Origin of the sequence: Clostridium sp. OS1-26 (genome assembly GCF_030915445.1) — a bacterium.
Classification (GTDB): domain Bacteria; phylum Bacillota; class Clostridia; order Clostridiales; family Clostridiaceae; genus Clostridium_AM.
The window spans coordinates 1056338-1079477 of the sequence record NZ_CP133264.1; the positions used below are offsets into that span (position 1 = coordinate 1056338).

At 31.0% G+C, this 23140-nt stretch carries 14 protein-coding genes, 1 pseudogene and 1 riboswitch; of the genes and pseudogenes, 7 read left to right on the plus strand and 8 right to left on the minus strand.

The genetic code is table 11. The features are described 5' to 3' along the window. Positions 1-28: 28 nt before the first annotated feature. The 3 genes from RCG18_RS05275 to RCG18_RS05285 form a co-directional block, all read right to left on the minus strand. The gene (locus RCG18_RS05275; protein WP_308040357.1) at positions 29-8668 is read right to left on the minus strand and encodes a GH36-type glycosyl hydrolase domain-containing protein; all 8640 of its coding nucleotides are present in this window, start codon (positions 8666-8668) and stop codon (positions 29-31) included. 121 nt (positions 8669-8789) lie between these two features. Further along, positions 8790-10088 carry a diaminopimelate decarboxylase gene (lysA, locus tag RCG18_RS05280; protein WP_308040358.1) on the minus strand — a complete coding sequence of 433 codons (1299 nt, stop codon included), beginning with the start codon at positions 10086-10088 and terminating at the stop codon, positions 8790-8792. A 27-nt stretch (positions 10089-10115) separates the two neighbouring features. Continuing rightward, positions 10116-11318 (minus strand): aspartate kinase, encoded by a 1203-nt coding sequence (locus RCG18_RS05285; protein ID WP_308040359.1) that lies wholly within the window; start codon positions 11316-11318, stop codon positions 10116-10118. Between the two features lie 286 nt (positions 11319-11604). Continuing rightward, positions 11605-11826: riboswitch (Lysine riboswitch) on the minus strand. 405 nt (positions 11827-12231) lie between these two features. Here RCG18_RS05285 and RCG18_RS05290 point away from each other — a divergent pair. Then, a complete protein-coding gene (locus tag RCG18_RS05290) occupies positions 12232-12633 on the plus strand; it encodes a DUF2752 domain-containing protein (RefSeq protein ID WP_308040360.1) in 402 nt (133 codons plus the stop codon). A gap of 10 nt (positions 12634-12643) precedes the next feature. Next, positions 12644-13030 carry a DUF4234 domain-containing protein gene (locus RCG18_RS05295; RefSeq protein WP_308040361.1) on the plus strand — a complete coding sequence of 129 codons (387 nt, stop codon included), beginning with the start codon at positions 12644-12646 and terminating at the stop codon, positions 13028-13030. 642 nt (positions 13031-13672) lie between these two features. Here RCG18_RS05295 and RCG18_RS05300 read toward each other — a convergent pair. Next, positions 13673-14980, minus strand: a complete 1308-nt coding sequence (locus tag RCG18_RS05300) for a M18 family aminopeptidase (protein WP_308040362.1) — start codon at positions 14978-14980, stop codon at positions 13673-13675. 224 nt (positions 14981-15204) lie between these two features. Between RCG18_RS05300 and RCG18_RS05305 the strand changes: the two are divergent. Then, positions 15205-15489 (plus strand): annotated as a pseudogene (locus RCG18_RS05305) (ATPase); the annotation flags it as partial. A gap of 34 nt (positions 15490-15523) precedes the next feature. Here the strand turns inward: RCG18_RS05305 and RCG18_RS05310 are convergent. The 3 genes from RCG18_RS05310 to RCG18_RS05320 are packed head-to-tail and all read right to left on the minus strand — an operon-like array spanning position 15524 to position 18610. Then, complete coding sequence (locus RCG18_RS05310; protein ID WP_308040363.1) at positions 15524-17092, minus strand: recombinase family protein; 1569 nt, start codon at positions 17090-17092, stop codon at positions 15524-15526. 46 nt (positions 17093-17138) lie between these two features. Further along, positions 17139-17267: a hypothetical protein gene (locus RCG18_RS05315; protein ID WP_308040364.1), complete on the minus strand. Its 129-nt coding sequence runs from the start codon at positions 17265-17267 to the stop codon at positions 17139-17141. Positions 17268-17320: 53 nt separating this feature from the next. Beyond that, positions 17321-18610 (minus strand): cation:dicarboxylate symporter family transporter, encoded by a 1290-nt coding sequence (locus RCG18_RS05320; protein ID WP_308040365.1) that lies wholly within the window; start codon positions 18608-18610, stop codon positions 17321-17323. 385 nt (positions 18611-18995) lie between these two features. On the opposite strand from RCG18_RS05320, the gene RCG18_RS05325 reads away from it, so the two are divergent. From RCG18_RS05325 to RCG18_RS05340, 4 genes are read left to right on the plus strand one after another with little or no spacing between them, the layout of a single operon-like run. After that, complete coding sequence (locus RCG18_RS05325; RefSeq protein ID WP_308040366.1) at positions 18996-19793, plus strand: hypothetical protein; 798 nt, start codon at positions 18996-18998, stop codon at positions 19791-19793. Beyond that, positions 19790-20290: an ATP-binding protein gene (locus RCG18_RS05330; RefSeq protein ID WP_308040367.1), complete on the plus strand. Its 501-nt coding sequence runs from the start codon at positions 19790-19792 to the stop codon at positions 20288-20290. Before RCG18_RS05325 ends, RCG18_RS05330 begins: the two co-directional genes overlap by 4 nt. Position 20291: 1 nt before the next feature. Continuing rightward, positions 20292-21212, plus strand: coding sequence for a response regulator (locus tag RCG18_RS05335; protein ID WP_308040368.1), 921 nt, complete (start codon positions 20292-20294; stop codon positions 21210-21212). A gap of 36 nt (positions 21213-21248) precedes the next feature. Next, positions 21249-22067 carry an ATPase gene (locus RCG18_RS05340; protein WP_308040369.1) on the plus strand — a complete coding sequence of 273 codons (819 nt, stop codon included), beginning with the start codon at positions 21249-21251 and terminating at the stop codon, positions 22065-22067. 19 nt (positions 22068-22086) lie between these two features. Here the strand turns inward: RCG18_RS05340 and hydE are convergent, their stop codons facing one another. Continuing rightward, entirely contained in the window at positions 22087-23121 is a 1035-nt protein-coding gene (hydE, locus tag RCG18_RS05345) for a [FeFe] hydrogenase H-cluster radical SAM maturase HydE (RefSeq protein ID WP_308040371.1), read from the minus strand. Positions 23122-23140 lie beyond the last annotated feature (19 nt).

Consider the following 23140-nt stretch of genomic DNA (forward strand, 5'->3'; position numbering starts at 1 on the left):
TTGAAGTTATTATTTATTTAAATATGCCTTATATTAAAACCATAACTTCATGTTCTCCTTCCTCTAAAAAAGGAACGATTCCATTTTCTAACTTAATTCCATTAAGCCAAATTCCTTTTTCATCTGATCTTTTAATTTGTATATTATATTTGGCTCCTTGTTTATTATAGTAAATATTATAGTTTTGCCATTCATCTGGTACACATGGATTTACCATAAAGCCTTGTTTACCTATTAATTTAAGTCCAAGTATAGCCTCAATTCCTGTTCTATACATCCATCCTGCGGCTCCAGTATACCAGCTCCATCCTCCTCTTCCTGTATGAGGTTCTACTGCATAGACGTCAGCTGTCATGACATATGGTTCTACTTTGTAAACTTGACAATTTAAATATGATTTAGCGTGATTTATTGGATTAATCATATTAAATATCTTCCAAGCCTTATTGTTATATTCCATTTTAGCTAAAGCTAATATCACCCATATAGATGCATGTGTATATTGGCCGCCATTTTCCCTTACTCCTGGAACATATCCTTTAATATACCCAGGTTCTAAGGCCGATTTATCAAAGGCAGGTGTAAGAAGCAATACTATTCCCTTATCATCCTTAATTAGATTTCTTTCTAAAGCCTCCATAGCTTCTTTTGCTCTAGATTCTTTTGCAGCACCAGAAATAACAGCCCAAGACTGAGATAGTGAATCTATCTGACATTCATCATTTTGCAACGAACCTAAAGGTACACCATTATCAAAGTAGGCTCTTCTATACCAACCACCATCCCACGCATTTTTCTCTAAATTATCCCTAATAAACTCTTTTAGATCACTATATTTTGCAACCTTTTCTTTATCATTTTTTATTTTGCATATCTCTATGAATTTATCAAGAATACTATATAAGAACCATCCTAGCCAGACACTCTCTCCTTTTCCCTCGTTTCCGACAGTGCTCATTCCGTCATTCCAATCTCCAGATCCCATCAGCGGTATGTTATGACTTCCGAACTTTAAGGATTTTTCTATTGCTTTTATGCAGTGCTCATATATAGTTCCTTTTTTATCGGATTTTCTTGATATATTGTATCTTTCATCTTCTCCTTCCTTTAGTTCCTCGTCTTCTAAATAGCCTACCTCTTCATCTAATATGCTGTAATCTCCTGTATTTTTTATATAGTCCGCCGTAGCATAAGGAAGCCATAGTAAATCATCTGAAAACCTTGTTCTAATTCCGCTTTCTACTACAGGATGCCACCAATGTTGAACATCTCCTTCTAGATATTGTTTCGAGGCGCTATAAACTATATGTTTTCTTGATATTTCAGGGTCAAGATACGTAATAGGCATAACATCTTGAAGTTGGTCTCTAAATCCGTAAGCTCCACCTGATTGGTAGAAGGCAGTCCTTGCCCAGAATCTACAGGATATAATCTGATACATAAGCCACCCATTTATCATTAAGTCCATAGACTTATCTGGAGTTTCTACCTGTACAATATTAAACAATTTCTTCCAGAAACTATTTGTATTATTTAATTCTTTTTCAGCAACATCTTCATTACTATACTTATTTATTACCTGAGATATCTTTTCAAAACTTTCTTCCTGTCCAAGGAGTACTAATATTTCTTTTTCTTCTCCTTCATTTAAGGTTATCTTGACATTTTTTGCGAGACAAGGGTCCATGCCAGCACCAACGATATTAGATAACTTTTTCAACTTAAGTGCCTCAGGAGCTTTTATATCTCCTCCTCTTCCCAAAAATTCTTTCCTGTTTCCAGTAAAAGATAACTCTTCTCCACCGATAACTTTAAGGTAGCAAATTAGTTTTCCAAAGTGTTGACTATAAGGATTCCTTGCATAGATATAATTAGTCTCTTTATCAAATCCAGTAAATATATACTGTGCTGTTTGTTCGTGAGCTACACCCAGAACAAGCTTCGCATAGTAACTAATGGATAATCTTCTCTTAGAACTTGTAATATTTTTAAGTTTTATGCTGCATACCTTAACACTTTCATTCATGTCGACAAACATTTTCATTTTCCCTAGAATGCCATGTGCCTCATGTTCAAATTTGGAGTATCCAAATCCATGTTCAATTATATAATCTCCATTATCCCTTATAGGCTTAGGTGATATACTCCATACACTTCCATCTATCTCATCACGTATATATATCTCTTCTGCCTCATTATCTATGACAGGGTCATTAGACCATGTAGTTAACTTGTTTTCTCTACTATTTTTATTCCATGTATATGAAATGCCACTTTCTGAAACATGAAAACCAAAGTTTCCATTTGAGATTACATTTATCCAAGGCGCAGGAGTATTATCGTAATTCTTAAGAATTATAATGTATGAATCACCTTCGCTACTAAAGCCACCTAAACCATTATAATAATCTAATTTAGCTATTGATGGTTTATATGAGTTATAGTTATATTGTTGTGGTTCTATAACTAATAATTCTTTTTCGGTTTCTTCTTTGTTTTCTTCATTCATTTGAACCATTAGTGAACCTTTATCTCCATCTATTACAATTCTTGAAATAGCCATTAATAACTCTATATCTTCTTTTTCTATAGTAGCTGTATTATGAAGAAATACTCCACCAGCTTTATTTTGTTTATCCCTGGCATGACTCGAGCTTATTAAATCTCTTACGACATCTTGCATAGATTGAATATAGGAATTTTCCTGTAGGTTAAGTATGACTAGGTCCACCCTTAACCCCTTTATGCTCCAATACTCATGAGCACTTATAAGCTGCCTTACTAAACCTATATGCTTTTCTTCTCTAACTATTATTAATACTATAGGTAAATCTCCAGAAATACCATAAGACCAAAGAGCCGATTGACCTTTTCTTATATTCATAATATATTTATCTCTATCTTTAAATAATGTATTCAAAAATAGGATTTTTGAAGCCATTAATTGATATAAATTTGCTTGAGCAGACTTTATTCCTAAGTATTTCATCTCAAGCTGCGCTCCGCTCCATGAAAGTTCAAAAACTCTACTTATATTTCTTATGTCTGCATACTTTTTAGCAAGTTCTACTACTTCATCCTTTGAATCACCTACTGCTGTAGTGAAGGCCACTATACAGGTTTCTCCTGCTTCTATTTTCATCCTCACTCTCATGCTAATTATAGGATCAAGTATAGCTCCTGCTGTCATTTTTAATTGAGTATCGTTATCCATTGCTTGGGGATTAGATAAATCTCTTCCTCTTCCTATAAAATTAGCTCTACTTGTTTCGTATTGAATAGTCCCTACAGTATTTCCTTCAAATGCAACAGTTTGCATAAGCCAAGGCTGCTTATCTTTTCTTGATCTAGGTCTTCTATTTGCAATAATACATCCTAAATCATCAATATACTCAGTTTTAATAAATAAATTACTAAAAGTAGGGTGAACTAAATCTGCATTATAATGCGCTAGCGTTACTTCACAATAACTTGTAATTTCCACTATCCTAGCATGCTCGCTATGATTTGTTATAGATATTTTTCTCACTTCTGCATTATCTTCATTAGAAACAGTAAATTCTGTATGAGTTCTTAAATTACCATCTTTTCTTTTAAACTCTGCCTTATCTAATGAAAATAATACCTCATATTCTTCTCCCTCATATTTACATGGTTCATAAGCTGCGCTCCAGTATTCATTTGAGTTAATATTTTTTATATAAAAAAACATCCCGGTATCATCTAAACTTACATCTTCTCTCCATCTATAAACTGTCATATCATCTTTTTTGCTATAACCACTTCCACTGTTAGTAATCATTAAGGAATAGCTTCCATTTGACATCAAATGAGTTTCTGGCATTTCTGTCCTTGCTGTAATATATCTCCTTACAGCGATATTTTGTTTTTCTACAGAAATATCAGAAGCATCATATTGATATTCTCTATCATACACTATAGCTTTAGGAACTTTCTCCTGAAGCAAAAGTTCTGCAGCCTTTACTCTAGGGATTTCATGAAATCTTTCCTGAAAAATACTATTATTTAAAACATTATTTAAAGACATTAGACTCATGCCTTCATGGTGAACCATAAAGCATTTCACCATAGCATTTTTCTTACCTTTTGGAAGTCTTTCTTGTGTATAATCTATGGATTCATAAAATCCATATCTTCCTTCTGATCCTAAATCTATTAGCCTCTTTATGTTATCCAAGGACCCCTTCATATCTATCAATAATCCCATAATCGTAGAGTATGGAGAGATTACTAGTTCATTCATAAGCCCTCGTTTTAAACCTATTCCTGGCACACCAAAGGCTTTATATTGATAATTTAGGTTAACATCAAAATAATAGAAGGCTGATTCGGATATTCCCCAAGGAACCCCTCGTTCTTTCCCATATTTTTTTTGACCTTTAATTACAGATCTATAGGTTTCACCTAGCAATGTGTTAGGATAGCTTTTCAAAATTATAAGTGGCATAAAATATTCGAACATAGTTCCACTCCAAGAAACCAATCCTTTGCTTTTACCCATGGAAGTCATAGCCCTACCTAATTTAAACCAATGCTCTTGCTCTATATCTCCCTTAGCTATTGATACAAAACTTGCTTGCCTTGCTTCTGATGCAAGCAAATCATAGAAACAGTTATCTAATCTGTCTTTTTCTACGTCATAACCAATTGAGAAAAGCTGTCTTTTTTTATTGTATAACATCTTAAATTCTGTGTTTTCAGCCATAGAGTCTAATTTTTCTTTTAAATCTTTAACCTTATACAATAGATTATTTATTTCATTTTTACTACTTTCTAGTAATTGCTCTATTTCATTAAACCATTGCTCTTCTTGTAAATTCACGTTATTTAATTGGTTTCTTAAGTTATCAACTTCTTTCAATATATCACTTAATGGTGTTTTATCAGATAACTTTATAAAGCTATCTTTTATATTTTTAAGTTTTTCTAAGTTTTCCGACGCTAAATCAATCCAAGGAAATAATATTTGGATTTCTTCTAGTCTTTTATTTACACAATCTGTTAATTTGTGGTTCCAATATGGTTCCTTGTATGTTTGACTTTTCTCTATATCTACTGATTTACTTAAGAGACTTAAAAGTGATTTTCTCCATGAAAATATGTTAAATTCCATATTTGCTAGCTCATTAATTTTATCATTATAGTAATTACTTATTTGCAACTCATCTTCTATCTCTTCATTTGCAAGCATTAAAGTATCTATTAAACCTTTTAGCAATCTATCATTAATTACTGAATTATTTACATATTCATCTAATGAAGCTACAGTAAGCCACATATATCCAGCTAAATTTCCGCTATCTACAGTAGAAATATATCTAGGATAAAGAGGTTTTTTAGTCTCTGTATCATACCAATTATAAAAGTGACCTTTATACTTTTCCAGTGAACTCATATTGGAAATCACTCTATCTATTCTGTCTACTAGTTCTAATGTTCCAATGTACCCGAGATCAAAAGCAGCTAAATTAGATGTAATACCCATTCCCATATTTGTAGGGGATGTTCTATGTGCTACACCGTTATTAGGATCTTCTTGATAGTTATCTGGTGCTAGCCAATTGTTATCCTCATTTACAAAATCCTCAAAATATGCCCAGGTTTTTCTACTTAATCTTCTTAATATTTGTTCTTCTTCTTTATTTAATTCCTCTTTTTCTTCCTTTATCTCTTTGCTTATTTTATATGCTATGTATGGACTTAAAAACCATATAATGCAAGAAGGAGCCATTATAATTGTCGTTTCTAGCGAATTTCTGAAGGATATAATTAAAGTTAGAACACTTATTATACTTCCTATCCACATAGCTGATATAAAATCCTTTAAATTTCTACCAGAATTGGCCTCTACGTCTGCTGCAGTTTGCCATTGCAGCATCTTTTTCTTGCTTATAAGCAATCTATAAATTGTTCTAATAATAGCATCCAACATTAAATATGCTTGATAAGGTAAAAAGCAGAAAACAAGAAAAAATTGTTCAATAAGATTCTTTCCATTTTTCACTTTTCCAACAAAACTTATCCCTTTGTTTTGCGAAACCACAGCTTCTGAAACACCAAAAAATACAGGGCAAAGCAACGATAAAAATGCTATTATAAGCCATGCATCTGGGTTGTAAAATAAAAATAGCGATACTATAATTAGAATCATGATTGCTGGTGACAAAAAGCTTCTTCTCAAGTTATCAAATATTTTCCACTTAGATAATTTGTTAAGTGAAGTCTTCTTAAACAACCATGGAATGAGCTGCCAGTCACCTCTAACCCATCTATGAAGTCTTTTAGAACTAGAATTATAATATGCAGGATATCCATCCACTAGTTCTACATCAGTAACTAATGCAGCCCTCATGTAAGATCCTTCAAGTAGATCATGACTTAGTACTGAATTTTCGGGTATTTCATCCTCAAGGACTTTATTAAAAACGTCTATATCGTATATACCTTTACCTGTAAAAATTCCTTCATCAAACAGATCTTCATATACATCTGAAATAGCACTGGTATACATGTCTATTCCCGATTCCCCTGAGAAAATCTTCGAAAATAATGTTTTATTGGCACTTAGTGTACCTACACTCACCCTTGGCTGCATTAGGCCATGGCCTCTAATGATTCTCTTCTGTTGTTCATCTAAGTATGGTATGTTTAATACATGTGACATTGCTCCTATTAATTTTTTAGCACTATCTCTTGGAAGTTGAGTATCTGCATCTAATGTTATTACATATTTTACTTTACATAAGTTCTTTATATCACCGCTTACTACATTGTAGCTTGTGTTTTGATTACCTCTTATTAAATTATTGAATTCTACTAGCTTACCTCTTTTTCTTTCCCAGCCAATCCAAATTCCCTCTTTTGCATTATATTGTCTGTATCTATTAAAGAAGTAAAATATATCTCCTCCATTTTCACTGTATTTTTGATTAAGCTCTTTAACTAAATTAAGTGTTGTGTCTATTATATTTCTATCATTTTCTTCTTCTTCGATTTTACTATCTTTAAAGTCTCCTAATAGAGCGAAATATAGATTTTTTTCTTTATTAGCAAGGTAGTATACTTCCATATCTTTTATTAAACTTTTTACTCTAGACTCATTATTTAGTAAAGTTGGAATCACTACGATAGAGCTAAGCTCTTTAGGTATTTCATTTGTAAATTCAATCTTAGGAATAAATCTTGGCTCAACTAATTTGCTTATACTATAATTAAAAATAGATATAATAATTTCACTACAGGGAATTATGGCCACTAGCGCAATTAGAATGTATTTCCACAGCTCCATCTGAGGGTTATTATAATAACTTAGTAACACTATTAAAAATGTTAGTATAACTGTTCCTAAGACCATTATTCCAATATATAGACCAATATTTTCATTAACAAATCTATTATTTATATTGGATATTCCTTTGTCTTTGAAGTTAACTCTATTCTTTAAGCATTGTACGCCTTTATCTACTATATAGTAACCAACATGTTTTTCATATTCATAACAATCGCCTTTTTCAAATGCTTCTTCTGAACATTCTACTGCCTTTTTTGCCACAAAAGACTCTGCAACATTCATATACTTAGCAAGTTTTTCTACGCTATGTCTATAATAGTCTCTAGACTCAAAATCCATATTTTCGTATATATGTAAAGGATCTTTTCTTAAAATATCTTCGACATAACTAAGCTTTTCAAAATTTTCTCTCCAATTTAGTGCGTCAACTTCTCTTATACCAGTTACTGAATTTCCTATAGAGGCTTGATATGCCATCTGCCTTTGATGTTCAATATTTATAATTTTTTCAGAGTTTGTTTCTTGACTTTCTAGTTGGTCATCTATACATTCATATATATTTGAATTTTCAATCCCATTATCTCTTAAAGTTTTTAAAAGCCTTTCTGTTAAATGTGATGTAAATGTTATCTTTTCCTCCAAAAGCTTCTCGATTTCCTGTGCTACTGTTTCATTATTAACAGCATTTATAAGCCTATCAGCAATTTCATCACCTTTTTTTCTTTCTCTTTGTGCAAAAGCTATTCTTTCAGTTATTTTGCTTATATTTTGAATTAACGCAATTCTTATCATTATAGGTAATGCCCACAATTCACCACTAGCGAGAATAGTATTCTTCTGATATTCAGTTATAAAGGTTTCTATAGTATCTTCATCAACTCTTCCATCTGTATGTGATACCAGTTCAACCGCTATATAATAGATTCTAGGATAGCCCTTCATTACACCTTTATTCATAATAGGTAAATCTTTATAATATGACTCTGGCATATTATTTTTTATATCTTTATATTCTTTTTGAATTAAATAAAGATTATCTAATAGCCACTCAGCAGCCTGAATAACCTCATTTTTTTGTCTAACTTCTTTATCAATATAGTCATAGTCTTTTAAAATTTTTTTATAGCTATTATCTAAGCTTTTTATTAGCTGTTTTTTACAATTTACTTTTCTAGCTTCTGCAGAGTACGCAGATATTTCTATTGCATGTTTTCTTAACCCTTCCTTATTTACATTTAGAGTTGGCACATCATCCATTACATTTCCATTTTCTTCATTATTTTCATTTGATAGTATATTAATCATATATATGCCAAATACTGCAACAGTTATTGCCAGAAATATAATATAGAGCATATCAATCCATCCTTTCGTGTAAAGAGAATTAGTGCTTTGATTATTATTCCCAGCAAATCACAAAATATGAATTTTATCAAAACAAAAAACGCTGGAAAGTACAAAAACTTTCCAACGTTTTTTATAATAATAATTCATTTTCTATAATTTCTTCAAGAGTCTGTCTTCTGCAAATTAGCTTAACTTCTCCATCTTTAACCATAACTACTGCAGGTTTTGGTATCTTATTATAATTGCTTGACATAGAATATCCATATGCTCCTGTAGTAAGCACTGCTAGAATATCACCGCTTTCAGCCTCAGGAATTTTTACATTACTCAACAATATATCTCCTGACTCACAACACTTCCCAGATACAGTAACAGTCTCTGTAGAACTGCTTTCAACTTTATTAGCTATTATGCATTCATATTCAGCATTATAAAGAGCTGGTCTTATATTGTCTGTCATTCCACCATCTACGGCTACATACTTTCTTATATCTGGTATTTCTTTTATTGATCCTACTGTATAAAGCGTAATTCCTGCATTTCCAACAATTGATCTACCTGGCTCAATAACTAATACAGGAAGATTTATATTAAGCTTTTTTGCAACACTTTCTGCTTTAGTTAATATTACATCACAAAATTCTTCTACTTTTTTAGGAGTATCACCATTTGTGTAGTATATTCCAAATCCACCACCTAAATCTAACTCCTGAACTTCATAATGAGTCTCATCCTTAATATTTTTAACTATTGAGAGCATAATCTCTACTTCATCCTCATATGGCTTTGTATCGAATATCTGAGAACCAATATGGCAATGTAGTCCGACTAACTCTATATTAGAAAGTGCTATAGATTTTTTCACAGCATCAATAGTCTTATTGTTGAGTAATGTAAAACCAAATTTAGAGTCTATTTGACCTGTTTTTATATACTCATGTGTATGTGCTTCTATACCCGGGGTAATTCTTAAGAGAATCTTCTGAATCTTATTTTTTTCCTTAGCTATAGCATTGATTTTTTCTATCTCATAGAAATTGTCTACTACAAATCTACCTACATCTAAGTTAACTCCCATCTCTATTTCTTCTAAAGTTTTGTTGTTACCATGAAAATATACTTTTTCCATAGGAAATTCACTTTTCCATGCAGTATACAATTCTCCACCTGAAACTACATCTAAACACAAACCTTCGCTTTTTATAATCTGGCACATAGCCAAAGTTAAAAATGCCTTTCCTGCATAAGCTACTTTATTTTTGTTTTCATTAGCTTTAAATGAATTATAATATCTTTTGCACTGACTTCTTATCAACTCTTCATCAACTACATATAGAGGAGTACCAAATTTTTTCGCTAAATCTATTGTACTAACTCCACCAATATAAAGAGTATTGTTTTTTATATCCATAGTACCAGCTAATTTCATAATCAATTTTCCTCCCCACGGTTTTCACTATAAATTAAATTCACTTGCAATAACGTTGATTGCTTTTATCTTATCTTTCTGCTTAATAGCACAAGTAATTCTTATTTCTGAAGTTGTAATCATCTTTACTTCTATATCGTTTTGACTAAGAAGTTTAAACATTTTAGAAGCAACTCCCGATGTTGTTTTCATTCCTATGCCAACCACAGAAAACTTTGTTATATCTTCATCTATAGCAATTCGACTCTCATTTGAATAAAATGGCTTGATTATTTCTAAGCATTCATTTAAATCAACTTTTGGTATAGTAAATGATAGATTAACTCTATTATTTACAGGTGCTGTCTGACTTATCATATCAATATTAATTCTCTTACTTGCCACACTTTCAAACAGACTTGATACAGTATTTATATCGCTCTCTATATCCCTTATTGTTATAGACACATCATCATCGCTTGTTGCTAATCCTGTTACTGGTTTACTCTCCATGTTCATGTTATTTACCCCCTTAATTACTGTTCCTTTAATATCACTATTGCTTAATCCAACGTATATTGGAATATTATATTTTTGTCCAAGTTCTATGGACCTAGAATGCATGACTTGAGCTCCAAGACTTGAAAGTTCAAGCATTTCTTCATAATCTATTTCATCTAACTTTTTTGCATCTTTATATTTTCTAGGGTCTACACTATATATACCATCTACATCAGTGTAGATTTCACATATTCCATCTAGTTTCACTGCTATTGCAACCGCAGTAGTATCTGAGCCACCTCTTCCAAGAGTGGTTATATGTCCTTCCTCATTTATACCTTGGAACCCTGCTACTATTACAATCTTTCCTTCTGATAAACTCTTCTTTATATTTTCCCCATCTATATCATCTATTAATGATTTACCATGCTGTCCAGTGGTTTTTATCCCTATTTGATACGCTGTATAACTAATGGCATCATAGTCTGAAGCCTTAATTGCCATAGCGAGCAGTGCACTAGACATCATTTCTCCAGTTGATAAAAGAGCATCTAATTCTCTTTTATCAGGATTGCTTGTAACCTCATTTGCAAGACCTATTAAATCATCTGTAGTATCTCCCATAGCAGACACTACAACTATTACATCATCTCCCGCTTGTTTTCTTCTTACTACTGTTTGGGCAACTTTTTTTATTTTTTCTATAGTTCCTACAGAACTTCCACCATATTTTTGTACAACAATTGCCATATCATCACTCCCTTAAAATTATTCTTATGTGAAACTCCTCTTCGTAAACTATGAGGAGTACTCGCTGAGTAAGCGACCATATCAAAATCGGAGATTTTGTATGTCTGCTTAACCAATTCACACAAAATCAGCACTCTGTGTAAGCGATCATCTCCAAATTACAAATTTGGGATGCCTGCTTAAGATTTTGGTTCTCTGCTTACGTGAAACATACCATAATTTTGTAAAAATAAAAGCAGCAAAGGAACACCTTTGCTGCACAAAAAATACCAGCGCAACTCTGTGTACCCTTTGTAGCTCTCCATCCCCATATCTGGAACTATATATGTATAGTTAAAATTCAGTAGATCATTTACAGAATCTTAGATGACAGCCCTACATATATTATATGCAAAGCCAGAAAATAGTTTCGCCAAACTATTTTCTTCGGCCATAATTCCTTTCTTCACTTCTCACTGTCCACCGACTAAAAGCAACTACTATTAATTACAGCACCTCTACCCTAAGGTAAGTTTCATTATTAAATTATAATTAGTTTAACATAAGTATTTATACATTTCAAGATTATTTTTATACATCGTAGCTTAAAAATGTTACGACGCAAAATTTTTATAAGTTAAGGGTTAAAGAGCATAGAATTAAGAGTTAAAGAAATAAATATATACTGGAATTTTGATGCGAAATTTTTGGAATTTCTTTTAGAAAAGTGGATTAATTTGCAATTTTATGGTATAATATAGCAAGTTAATGTAGTATTTTGTTTTCTTTATTTTAAAAAATAGAAAAATGTTTTGTAATAATTTTAGAAGCAATCTTAAAACTTAGACGGAAAGATTTGATTTTATCATCTTCTAAAGTGAAAAATGCTTAGAAAATAATATTATTTAGATAGATTTTGAATGGATATAATTATATGAAGAATATAAATATTAATGCATATATTAAATTTGGACTTGTTATGGTCTTGTTATATATTTTTTATGATATAGTTGGCATCGGATGCCCTGTTAAATTTTTAATTGGTATTTCATGCGCTGGGTGCGGGATGACTAGGGCATGGGGTTGTTTAGCTCATTTAGATATTAAAGGAGCATTTTATTATCATCCATTATTTTTTTTGCCAATAATTTATTTTTTACTATTTTTAATTAAAGACAAAATGTCCCATAGAATATTTAATTGTGCGATAGTTATTGGAATAGCAGTATTTATAACAATATACATATTTAGAATTTTAAATCCGGATGATATTGTTGTTAATATAAATATTGAAAAAGGTTTTATTTATAATGTTTTTCAGACTTTTATAAAATAGGGGGATTTTTATGATTAGCACAGAGAGAGGACTTGTAAAATACATAATATTTACTATTTTAACATTTGGAATATATGGTTTATGGTTTATTTATAAGCTAGCTGAAGATGTTAATATAATGTGTAATGGAGACGGAAAGAAAACAGGTGGACTTTTAAGATTTATTTTATTGTCTATAATTACATGCGGGATTTATGCATGGTTTTGGTATTATAATATTGGTAATAGGTTAGCTGAAAATGCACCACGTTATAATTTGCATTTTTCTGAAAATGGAACATCTGTACTTATGTGGCTGATATTTGGTGCTTTATTGTGTGGAATAGGTCCATTTGTTGCAATGCATATTTTAATTAAGAATACAAATGCACTAGCATTCGCATATAATGCACATTAAGTTCAATAATAATCATTCTTTTTAAATTAAATTTAACTTTAAAATAATAAAAATTAAAGTATTTTAAATGACTAATGTACCGGATTCATTGGTCATTTTTTTCTCCCTAAAAACCTGCCTACCTCCCCACAAACTGTATATAAAGTGATGGGGGAAGATAACATGGCTAAAATATTAGTTATAATTTTTTAAATAAAGCTGATAAAAAGGTAGCAATAAGAGTTAATAATGTAAAGGAAGATTTAAAGTTTAAGGATTCAGCAGAGCTTGTAGATAAGACATCTACTGAACTACAGGTTAAGTAGACATATAGGAACCTTTAATTCGTGTAATAAAAGTTTTGTGACGCAGTTTTATATGAAAAGCAACTAGAAAGTTGGCTTATACAGAGGGCTATGTTTCCAAAGCTGAAGATAGATTTAAAAACTTTGTGCCAGTCTTAGTGAAGGGTTTTAAGAGAACCTTAGAACTTTAGAGTTGTTTGAGCACAGCTAGTTCTCGAAAGTTCTTAGGTTGTCTTGGAACACAAGCTTTAGACTGGCTAAAAGTTTTTAACGTGCTGAAGCTTGGAAACATATACCGGAGTATAAGCTAACTTTCAGCCTAATGTCCTATATAGGGTATTATGTCTCAAAATTTTTATTACTTTTCATATCTATAGAATTCCTTAAAAGACTCTTCAGCATATATATAATCTTTTACTCCACCTAGTTCTCTTATTGAGTGCATTGAAAGAACAGCTAAACCCATATCTACTGAATGTATATTTACATGACTTGAAGATATAGGTCCAATGGTAGATCCTCCTTTTTCATCTGAGCGATTCACAAAGAACTGAACTGGCACTCCTGCTATATCACATATGCTTTTATAAATAGCACTAGATATACTATCTGAAGTATAACTTTGATTTGCACTTACTTTTATTATTGGCCCCTTATTGATTATTGGCCTATTTACAGGATCGCTCTTTTCACCATAGTTTGGATGAAGCGCATGCCCTAAATCACATGATATCATGAAAGAATTTGAAAGAGCTCTGAAATAATCTTCTCTTCCTTTTCCCATTGAAATCATAATTCTCTCAAGTGTATTTGATAGCATTGGTGAATCTGCCCCTTGTTTGGTAGTACTTCCAACTTCCTCATTGTCAAAACAAACCATAACGTTAGTAGTATTCCCTAGATCTACTTTAGTTAAAGCATTAATACCTGAGTGTACCATTATTAGATCATCTAATCTTCCACAGGATATGAATTCATTATTTAGTCCTATAATGCTGCCTTTTTCATACTCATAAAGATATAAATCAAAATCTAATATATCTTCTTGTTCTATATTTAACTCGTCTGCAATAATTTTTATAAGATATTTTCCTTTTTCGAATTCTTCATTCACTAGTGAAAGTAGTGGTAATATATCTTTTTGTCTGTTTAACTCTACTCCTGAGTTCACGTTTCTATTCATATGTATAGCAAGATTAGGTATTATTAGAATTGGTCTTTTTACATTTAACAGTTTAACTTGCGGCAAAAAAGGATTTTCGCTTTTTATAGTTACTCTACCAGCTATAGATAGAGGTCTATCAAGCCAAGTATTTATTATCGGACCGCCATAAACTTCTGTGTTTAGTTTTACATATGCTCCTTCTACTTCCATATCAGGATTAGGCTTTACTCTGAAACCTGGTGAATCTGTGTGAGCACCTACTATTCTAAACCCTTCTTTTTCTACTTCACTTTTTCCCACAACAAACGCAATTAATGCTGAATCGTATTTATTTAAAAAGTATTTGCCTCCTTTTTTTAAATCCCATTTATCTTCTTCTCTAATCTCTTCAAATCCTCTGCTTAAAAGAATCTTTTTTACACTATCTACAGCATGAAATGCTGTAGGACTCTCATAAATAAAATCTACTAATTCCTGAGCTTTTTTTAATTCTTCTGTCATCACTATTCCTCCAAACTTAAAATTAAAATAAAAAACGATAACCCTCATTCTATTTTTCAATAAAAAATCAATACTTTATAATTATAACAAAATATCACTTTTTTAGTAATAAAAAAGTATAGCTTTTCACTATAATCTTAAATAAAAATATTTTAAATAATATATCAAAACTAAGTGCTGTTGCATATTATATAATGATTGTAATTAGGTAGGAGAGTGTATTTATGAAAGGTACTATTAGAAATATATTTCCAGGTGGAAATACTAGTTATGGATTCTATTCATTTTATCAGTATATTATTGACCAGAACACTGCTAGAAGAAAAATTTGTATTAAGGGAGGTCCTGGTACTGGAAAATCAACTCTCATGAAAAAAGTAGGTGAATTCTTTAATTCTAAAGGATATGATATCGAATATCACCACTGCTCATCAGATAACAATTCCCTAGATGGTGTGGTAATTAAAGGTCTAAATGTTGCTATACTTGATGGTACTGCACCTCATGTAGACTTTTCGCAAAGGCACCTTTAAATATTAAGCATTAAAACTGCCAAAAAATCCATATATATTGTTCTAAGCTTTTTTTATTTTTTTCCCCTATTTCGATATAATCAATTAATTCATTTGCAATTGATCGTAAAAAATCTGTCGAACATTTATATTCTCCTATTAACTCTTCATAATAATCAGAGGAAAAGTTTTTTTTACTTAAATTATTAATATTTGATTTTAATTCTTTTTTCTTTAATTGTAGACTATCTATTTCCTTTGAAAATAATGAACTTAATTTATCAAATTGTGTTTTTGACATTTCGCCACTGATTTTATCAATATATGCATTCTTTAGTGCTTCATTTCTATAAATTATATCCCTTTCCAATTTACATAGCTGTACATTTAACCTCTTTGACATGTTTGCAACATCACTATCCCTTGATAGTTTTTCAGCTAATTCATTAATGTTACAATATGAATTTATATATTTTGATACTTTTGCTAAAATTACTTTTTCTAATCTTTCTAAACTTATCGAGTGGCTCGTGCATAATCTTTTCTTTGTATCAATTAAATATTTTCTGCACCTTAGGTAATTTTGACCTTTTCCATTGCAGTTCTTAGCCATCGTGCTCTTGCAATCTAAACATCTGACTTTCCCAGAAAACAAATGCGCCTTTCCATTTAAAGTACTTCTAACTCTAGAACTAATTCGTCTTTGAACGATTTCAAAAGTTCTTTTATCTATTATTGCTTCATGAGTATTCTCCACGATAATCCATTCTTTTTGCTTAAGAGTTTTTATTTTTTTAGATTTGTAATTTATTTTTTTGCACTTATGCTGCACCATATTGCCTATATATACTTGATTTTTTAGAATTCGTTTAATCGTAGTCTTATTCCAAAATCCATAATCATTCTTTAATGAGGAATTTTTATATCTCAATCCTTTTATTTGCTTGTATTTTGTAGGATTAGGTATATTTTTTTCATTTAGTATATTCGCTATACGTTGTGTTCCATTGCCATCTATATATAAACTAAATATTATTTTTACTATTTCTGCTGCATCTTTATCTATAATTAGCTTGTTTCTATCATCAGGATCTTTAGAATAACCATAGCAAGAAAATGATCCAATAAACTTACCTGCCTTTTGTTTCATACGAAAAGTAGCTTTAATTGACTTTGAGATGTCTTCACAATACCATTCATTTATTAATCCGTTTATTTGACGTGATTTTTTATTGTTTTTATCAAGTGTGTCAACGCCATCAACAATAGCAATAAATCTTATACCCCATTCTAAAAACTTATTATGGAGATATTTTTCTACCAATTCCATATCTCTTGTAAATCTCGATTGGGTTTTGCAAAGTATGATATTAAACTTATTCAGTTCCGCATCTCTAATCATTTTATTAAACTCTGGTCTATCCACGTCAAGCCCTGAATAGTCATCATCACTATATATTTTGTAAATATCCCAATCTTTTTCTAAAGCATACTTCATTAATAAGTTTTTCTGATTTTGTATACTCTCACTATCATCCATATAACTTTTCTTGTTTTTATCCTCATCGCTTAATCTGCAATAAATAGCAACCTTATTCATTCTGTTAAGCACCTCATTTATATTACTTGAAATATAGAATGTATTATTAATTCATACTTTTTTCTTTACTTTTTATTATTTTATAAATTAAGCCTTCTAAAATCTTTTTCCTTTCATCTTCATCTTTATTTTTAAATGTTTCATACATTTTAAGTTCAATTTCTTTTTTTTTCATAAAAAATCCCCCCATATTAAAATATGAGAGGACTGACCAAAATATATCAAATTTTATGCTGCGCTACCTTCAACAGAAGTGCTCTTTAATGACTTAAAGTATTTATGTCCTTTTTCTTCATCATATTGTTTTTCCCATTTTGATATAACTACAACAGCTAATGAGTTTCCAACAACGTTTACTGCTGTTCTTGCCATATCAAGTATACGGTCAATTCCTGCAATAAATGCTAGTCCTTCTAGTGGAATACCTACAGAACCAAGCGTAGCTAGTAATACAACGAATGATACTCCTGGAACTCCTGCTATACCTTTTGAAGTAAGCATCAATACGACAACCAAATTAACTTGTTGAAATATTGATAGATGAATTCCATACATTTGTGCAATAAATATTGCTGCAATTGCTTGGTAAAGTGTAGAACCATCAAGATTAAATGAATATCCTGTTGGAACAACGAATGTTGCAATCGCTTTTGGACATCCGAATTTTTCCATTTTCTCCATTATCTTAGGTAACACTGTTTCTGAACTTGCTGTACTGTATGCAAGAATAAGCTCATCCTTTAAAATCCTTAAAATTGTTAAAATATTTGTTCCTGCTATTTTTGCTACAGTTCCAAGAACAACAAGAACGAAGAATATCATAGCGCCATAAGTAGTAATAGCTAATTTAGCAAGTGGAATTAGTGATTTAACTCCAAACTTGGAAACGGTTACTCCGATTAGTGCAAATACTCCAAATGGGGCAACTTTCATAATTTGGTTAGTTACCCAGAACATTGCATCAGCAGTTCCTTGGCATATTTTAAGAACAGGTTTTCCTTTCTCCCCAATAGCAGCAACCCCTAAACCAAACATAACTGAGAAGAAAATAACCGCAAGCATATCTCCTTTAGCTAAAGCATCCACAACATTTGTAGGAACTATATTTACAAATGTATCCGCAAAGCTGTGATGAGCCACTGTTTGAGTTGTATTCATATAGCTTGAAATATTAGTTTTTACAAGCTCATGCATATTAATACCAGTTCCTGGATGGAATACATTTGCAATAACTAGTCCAAGAACAATAGCAACTGTAGTAACTATTTCAAAATAAAGTATTGTCTTTCCACCTAGCCTACCAACTTGCTTTATATCTCCAGCTCCTGCAATTCCAACAACAAGTGCTGAGAATACAATTGGTACAACTATCATTTTAATTAAACGTAGAAAGATATCTCCAATTGGTTGCAAGTAAACTCCAACTGCTGGATTACCATAAAACACAGCGCCAACTGTAATACCAAGAATTAGACCGATAAGAATTTGTGTCGCTAACCCAAGTTTAAATTTTTTCATTCTATCTCACCTTTCTCTTTTAATTATTATTTTCCATCTTATGCTTTAATAATCGCACTATTAGTTTCTATATTAGAATTTTATAGTCCAAACTATAAAATCTAACGAAAATCTATAAAATAGTTTTTGAAATTTTTAAAAATAACTATAATTAAATCATTTCTGCCAAATGATTTAATTATAGTTGTAATTATTTAAAGTATAAATCATTCTGATAAATAACAGATATGCTCTTCTAAAATTCAATTTAGTATATTAATTGCTTTCAGATGCCTTACCTTAGTAAGTACAAAAATTTATCATTATACTGGTATATTGACATTTTTTTTGATATTCTTATTTACAGAATATCAATTTATACTAAATTTAAGGGAGTGTAGACTAGTTGAAGAATATTTCATTAAAGGGAAACTTGTTTATTATTATTTTAATGATTATTGTAGTGCCTTTAGCTGGTGAATTAAAGCTATATCCTTTTCCTAACACCTTTAGGATTAGCTTTGGTATTCCAATATTTTTCTTGCTTTTACTAGGAATACGAAGAATACCTTTAGTTATATGTGGAATTCTTGTTGGAGCTTCTGTTATCCTGTTTCGAATCGCTTTAGATTCTAGTACTGGAGGACTTCTATTTGATTATTCTTTTACACTTCATTTTCCAACATTTTTTTATTATATAACTTATTCTTACATGTTTCATATAACTCGACTGAATAACTTACATCGTCATCCACTGGTAGTTGGCCTTTTATCTGTTATAATAGAAACAGCTTCAAGCATTGTTGAGTTATCTATTAGGCACTACTTTTTAAGAGATATTATTACTTTGCCTATTTTAAATGAAGTTGTCATTATTGCTATTATAAGGAGCTTCTTCGCTCTCGGGTTTTTTTATGCCATAAAACTTCATGAAGCTGAAATATCATCAATACAACAGCAAAAGCAGAATCGGCATATGCTTTTGCTTATATCTGGTTTATATGAAGAATCTATTCAGCTAAAAAAGTCTCTGAAAGATGCTGAGGAAATTACGAGAGATTGTTATGAACTATATCAGAACTTACTAAATAACAAATGTTCCTTAAGCTCAGAAGAACTGACGCAAAAATATTGGGCATTGCTGGTCAAGTACATGAAATCAAAAAGGATAACCAAAGAATCTATTCTGGGCTTGCTGAGATGATTTCTGCAGAAAATTCAACAGATTATATGAGCATAACTGAAATAGGTAATATTATTATTCAAACAAATCATAAATATGCTCAGTCTTTGGGAAAAGATATTAAATTTATTTTAAATATTGAGGATTCAATACCTCCTCTACATGTTTATACTACTTTATCCCTTGTAAACAATTTAGTTTCTAATGCTGTAGAATCCATAAAAGATACAGGTTTAATAAAAATATCTATTAGCAGAAATGCAGGGGATATTGAATTCAAAGTTTTCGATACCGGTGAAGGCATTCCAAAACGAAAAACTGAATTAATTTTTAAACCAGGATATACTACGAAATATGATGTGACTGGTAAGCCTTCGACTGGCATGGGCCTTCCCTACGCTAAAGAAGTAGTAACTAATCTTAAAGGCTGCATTTTTATTGAGAGTAACCCTGAAAAAAATGAAACCGTTTTTACAATACAATTACCAATTAGTAGTCTAGTGGAGAAAGGGTGGTAATATGAGATTTTTTATTGTTGACGATGATGAGGCTATCCGCTCAATGTTAGCTGAAATAATTGAGGATTATGATCTTGGTGAGGTTGTTGGCGAAGCAGATAATGGTTCTATTATAGATAATCACTTACTTAGCCTTAAGAAAGTAGATATTCTTATTATTGACTTATTAATGCCTATTAAAGATGGAATTCAAACCATACACGATTTAAATGGAGATTTTCTCGGAAAAATCATCATGATTTCTCAGGTTGAAGATAAAGAAATGGTTGGCAAGGCGTATTCTTTGGGCGTTGAATATTACATTACTAAGCCAATTAATCGTTTAGAAGTAATAAGTGTTATTAAAAAAGTAGTTGAACATATAAAACTGCAAAAATCTATATACGATATTCAAAAAACCTTGAATATATTAGAGTTTGGTAAACAAAAACACAAAAATGAGAATGATTTTATAAATAAAAATATAACCTTAGCTGGTCAGTTTCTATTAACAGAATTAGGAATGATCGGAGAAAGTGGAAGCAAAGATTTGTTAGATATGTTAGAATACTTATTTCAACAGGAGAATCAAACTCCCTTTGAACATGAGTTTCCTCCTCTTAAGGACATCTTTACTACTATAGCAAGCAAGAAATTAGGGATATCAGCTACTGCTGTAGATTTACAAAAGGAGATAAAAGCTTCTGAGCAGAGAGTTAGGCGGGCAATATTTCAGGCTTTAAATCACCTTGCTTCTCTTGGGCTTACTGATTATTCCAACCCTAAATTTGAGGAGTATGCAACAAAGTTCTTTGACTTTACTGAAATTAGAAAAGTAATGTTGGAATTGGAAAATGACACTAAACCTTCAATATCTCGAATTCGTATTAATACAAAAAAATTTGTTAGAGTTCTTTATTTAGAATCTAAAAAAAGAATGTAATTCTTCATGTGTCTTTAAGAAACCTTATCTCATGTAGTGGACCCTCAAAATCCAGGTGCAGTAGATGAAGTATTAAATATGGGAGCTCATTGGAATGAAGAAGGTTTTAAAAAATATAGAGAAAATATAATAAAGACAAACAAGCAGATTCAAGCTACATTTCAAAGAGCATATAGATTTATAGGCGCTGCAAAGCTTGTACATGATGATTGGAGTAATTATAATAAAGTTTTTTTAGACTATTCAAAGTTGGCATCATTAGAAGAAGACCTAAAGAGTAAGATTTTATCTCAATATGAGCCTACTGATATAGGAAATGAAAGGCACTTATTTGCTACAGCATTTACACCTAATGGTATTATAACTTTCATGGATGAGCTATGTGCTGATTGTGAAAAAGTATATGTATTAAACGGTGGACCAGGTACCGGTAAAACACAAATTCTAAAATTTATGGTCAATGAATCCTTAAAAAGAGGTCTCTTTGTTGAAGTATATCATGATCCTCTTATTCCTGAAAGAATTGAACACATTATTATACCAGATTTAAAAGTTGCAATAGTAACTTCAAATGAAATAAACAATAAGAAATTTAATGGTATCCAAATTTATATGGAAAATATTGTAGACTATTCTCTTGTTGATAAAGATGAATTACAAAGAGATAAAGAGATCTTTTATGATCTTTTAAATAGAGGGCTTTCTATTATATCCTCTGCTAAAAAACTTCATGATGATCTTGAAATATATTATATAGGAAATATGATTTTTAAAGATATAGATGAGACTTATAATAATTTAATAAATAAACTTTTAAAATATGAAGAAGATTATAAGAAAGAACAGGGTTTATAACCATAAACCCTGTTCTTTCTTATTTTTTTATTCTAAATCCTTTAGTATCTGAAACAACTCTACCTATAGAAGTAATTTTTCCTGTAATACAGCCTCTACAGTGTGCAGGAGTATCACCTGTACAAATCTTACCAGGATAAAGAGCATATAACTTTCTATATTCACCTTCAGTTACATTTGGCATAACTACATTAGCTCCACTCTTAAGTGCTATAATTCTTCCATTTTTATCTAGACTCTCCATAGCAGTAGTTGCTGGAATGTTCACATCGGGCATTAATACTCTTGTTATTGCCATAACTTTTAAGCTTGTTGTAAATTCTCCTCCTTTTTCATCCTTTAAAGGAGTATCTTCATTAGGAATAAATGGTCCAATTCCTATCATATCTGCTCCTATCTCTTTAAAGAACAGAATATCATCGGCTAGTGAACTTAATGTTTGGTTCGGTAAACCAACTAAACAACCTGTACCAACTTCATAGCCTAATTCTTTTATATCATTTAAGCACCTTTTTCTTTCCTCATGACTCATTCCCGGGTCCATATGCTCATATAAAGCTTTATCAGTAGTCTCTATTCTGATTAAATATCTATCAGCTCCTGCTTCTCTATAGACCTTATATTCTTCAAAAGTTTTCTCTCCTACACTTACAGTAATTGCCACACCTAGCTTCTTAATATTAGATATTATGTATTTCATCTTATCTAAAGTATAAAAATCATCTTCTCCAGATTGCATTACTATTGTTTTATATCCATATCCAACTGCCTTCTTAGCTAAATCTATTATCTCATCCGGTGATAATCTATACCTTTTTACGTTCTTGTTTGATGCCCTTAGTCCACAGTACAAACAGTTTCTTTTGCATATATTAGAAAACTCTATTAGTCCTCTTAAATGCACTTCATCTCCAACATATTTTTTTCTAACTCTATCTGCTGCATTAAAAAGTTCCTCATTACAGTTATCATCTTCTAATATTTTAATTATTTCTTCTTTATCTAAAATATGAGTCAATTCTGCTTTTTTTATCAATTCAACGCTTGTACTCATTCCTCACACAAATCCTTTC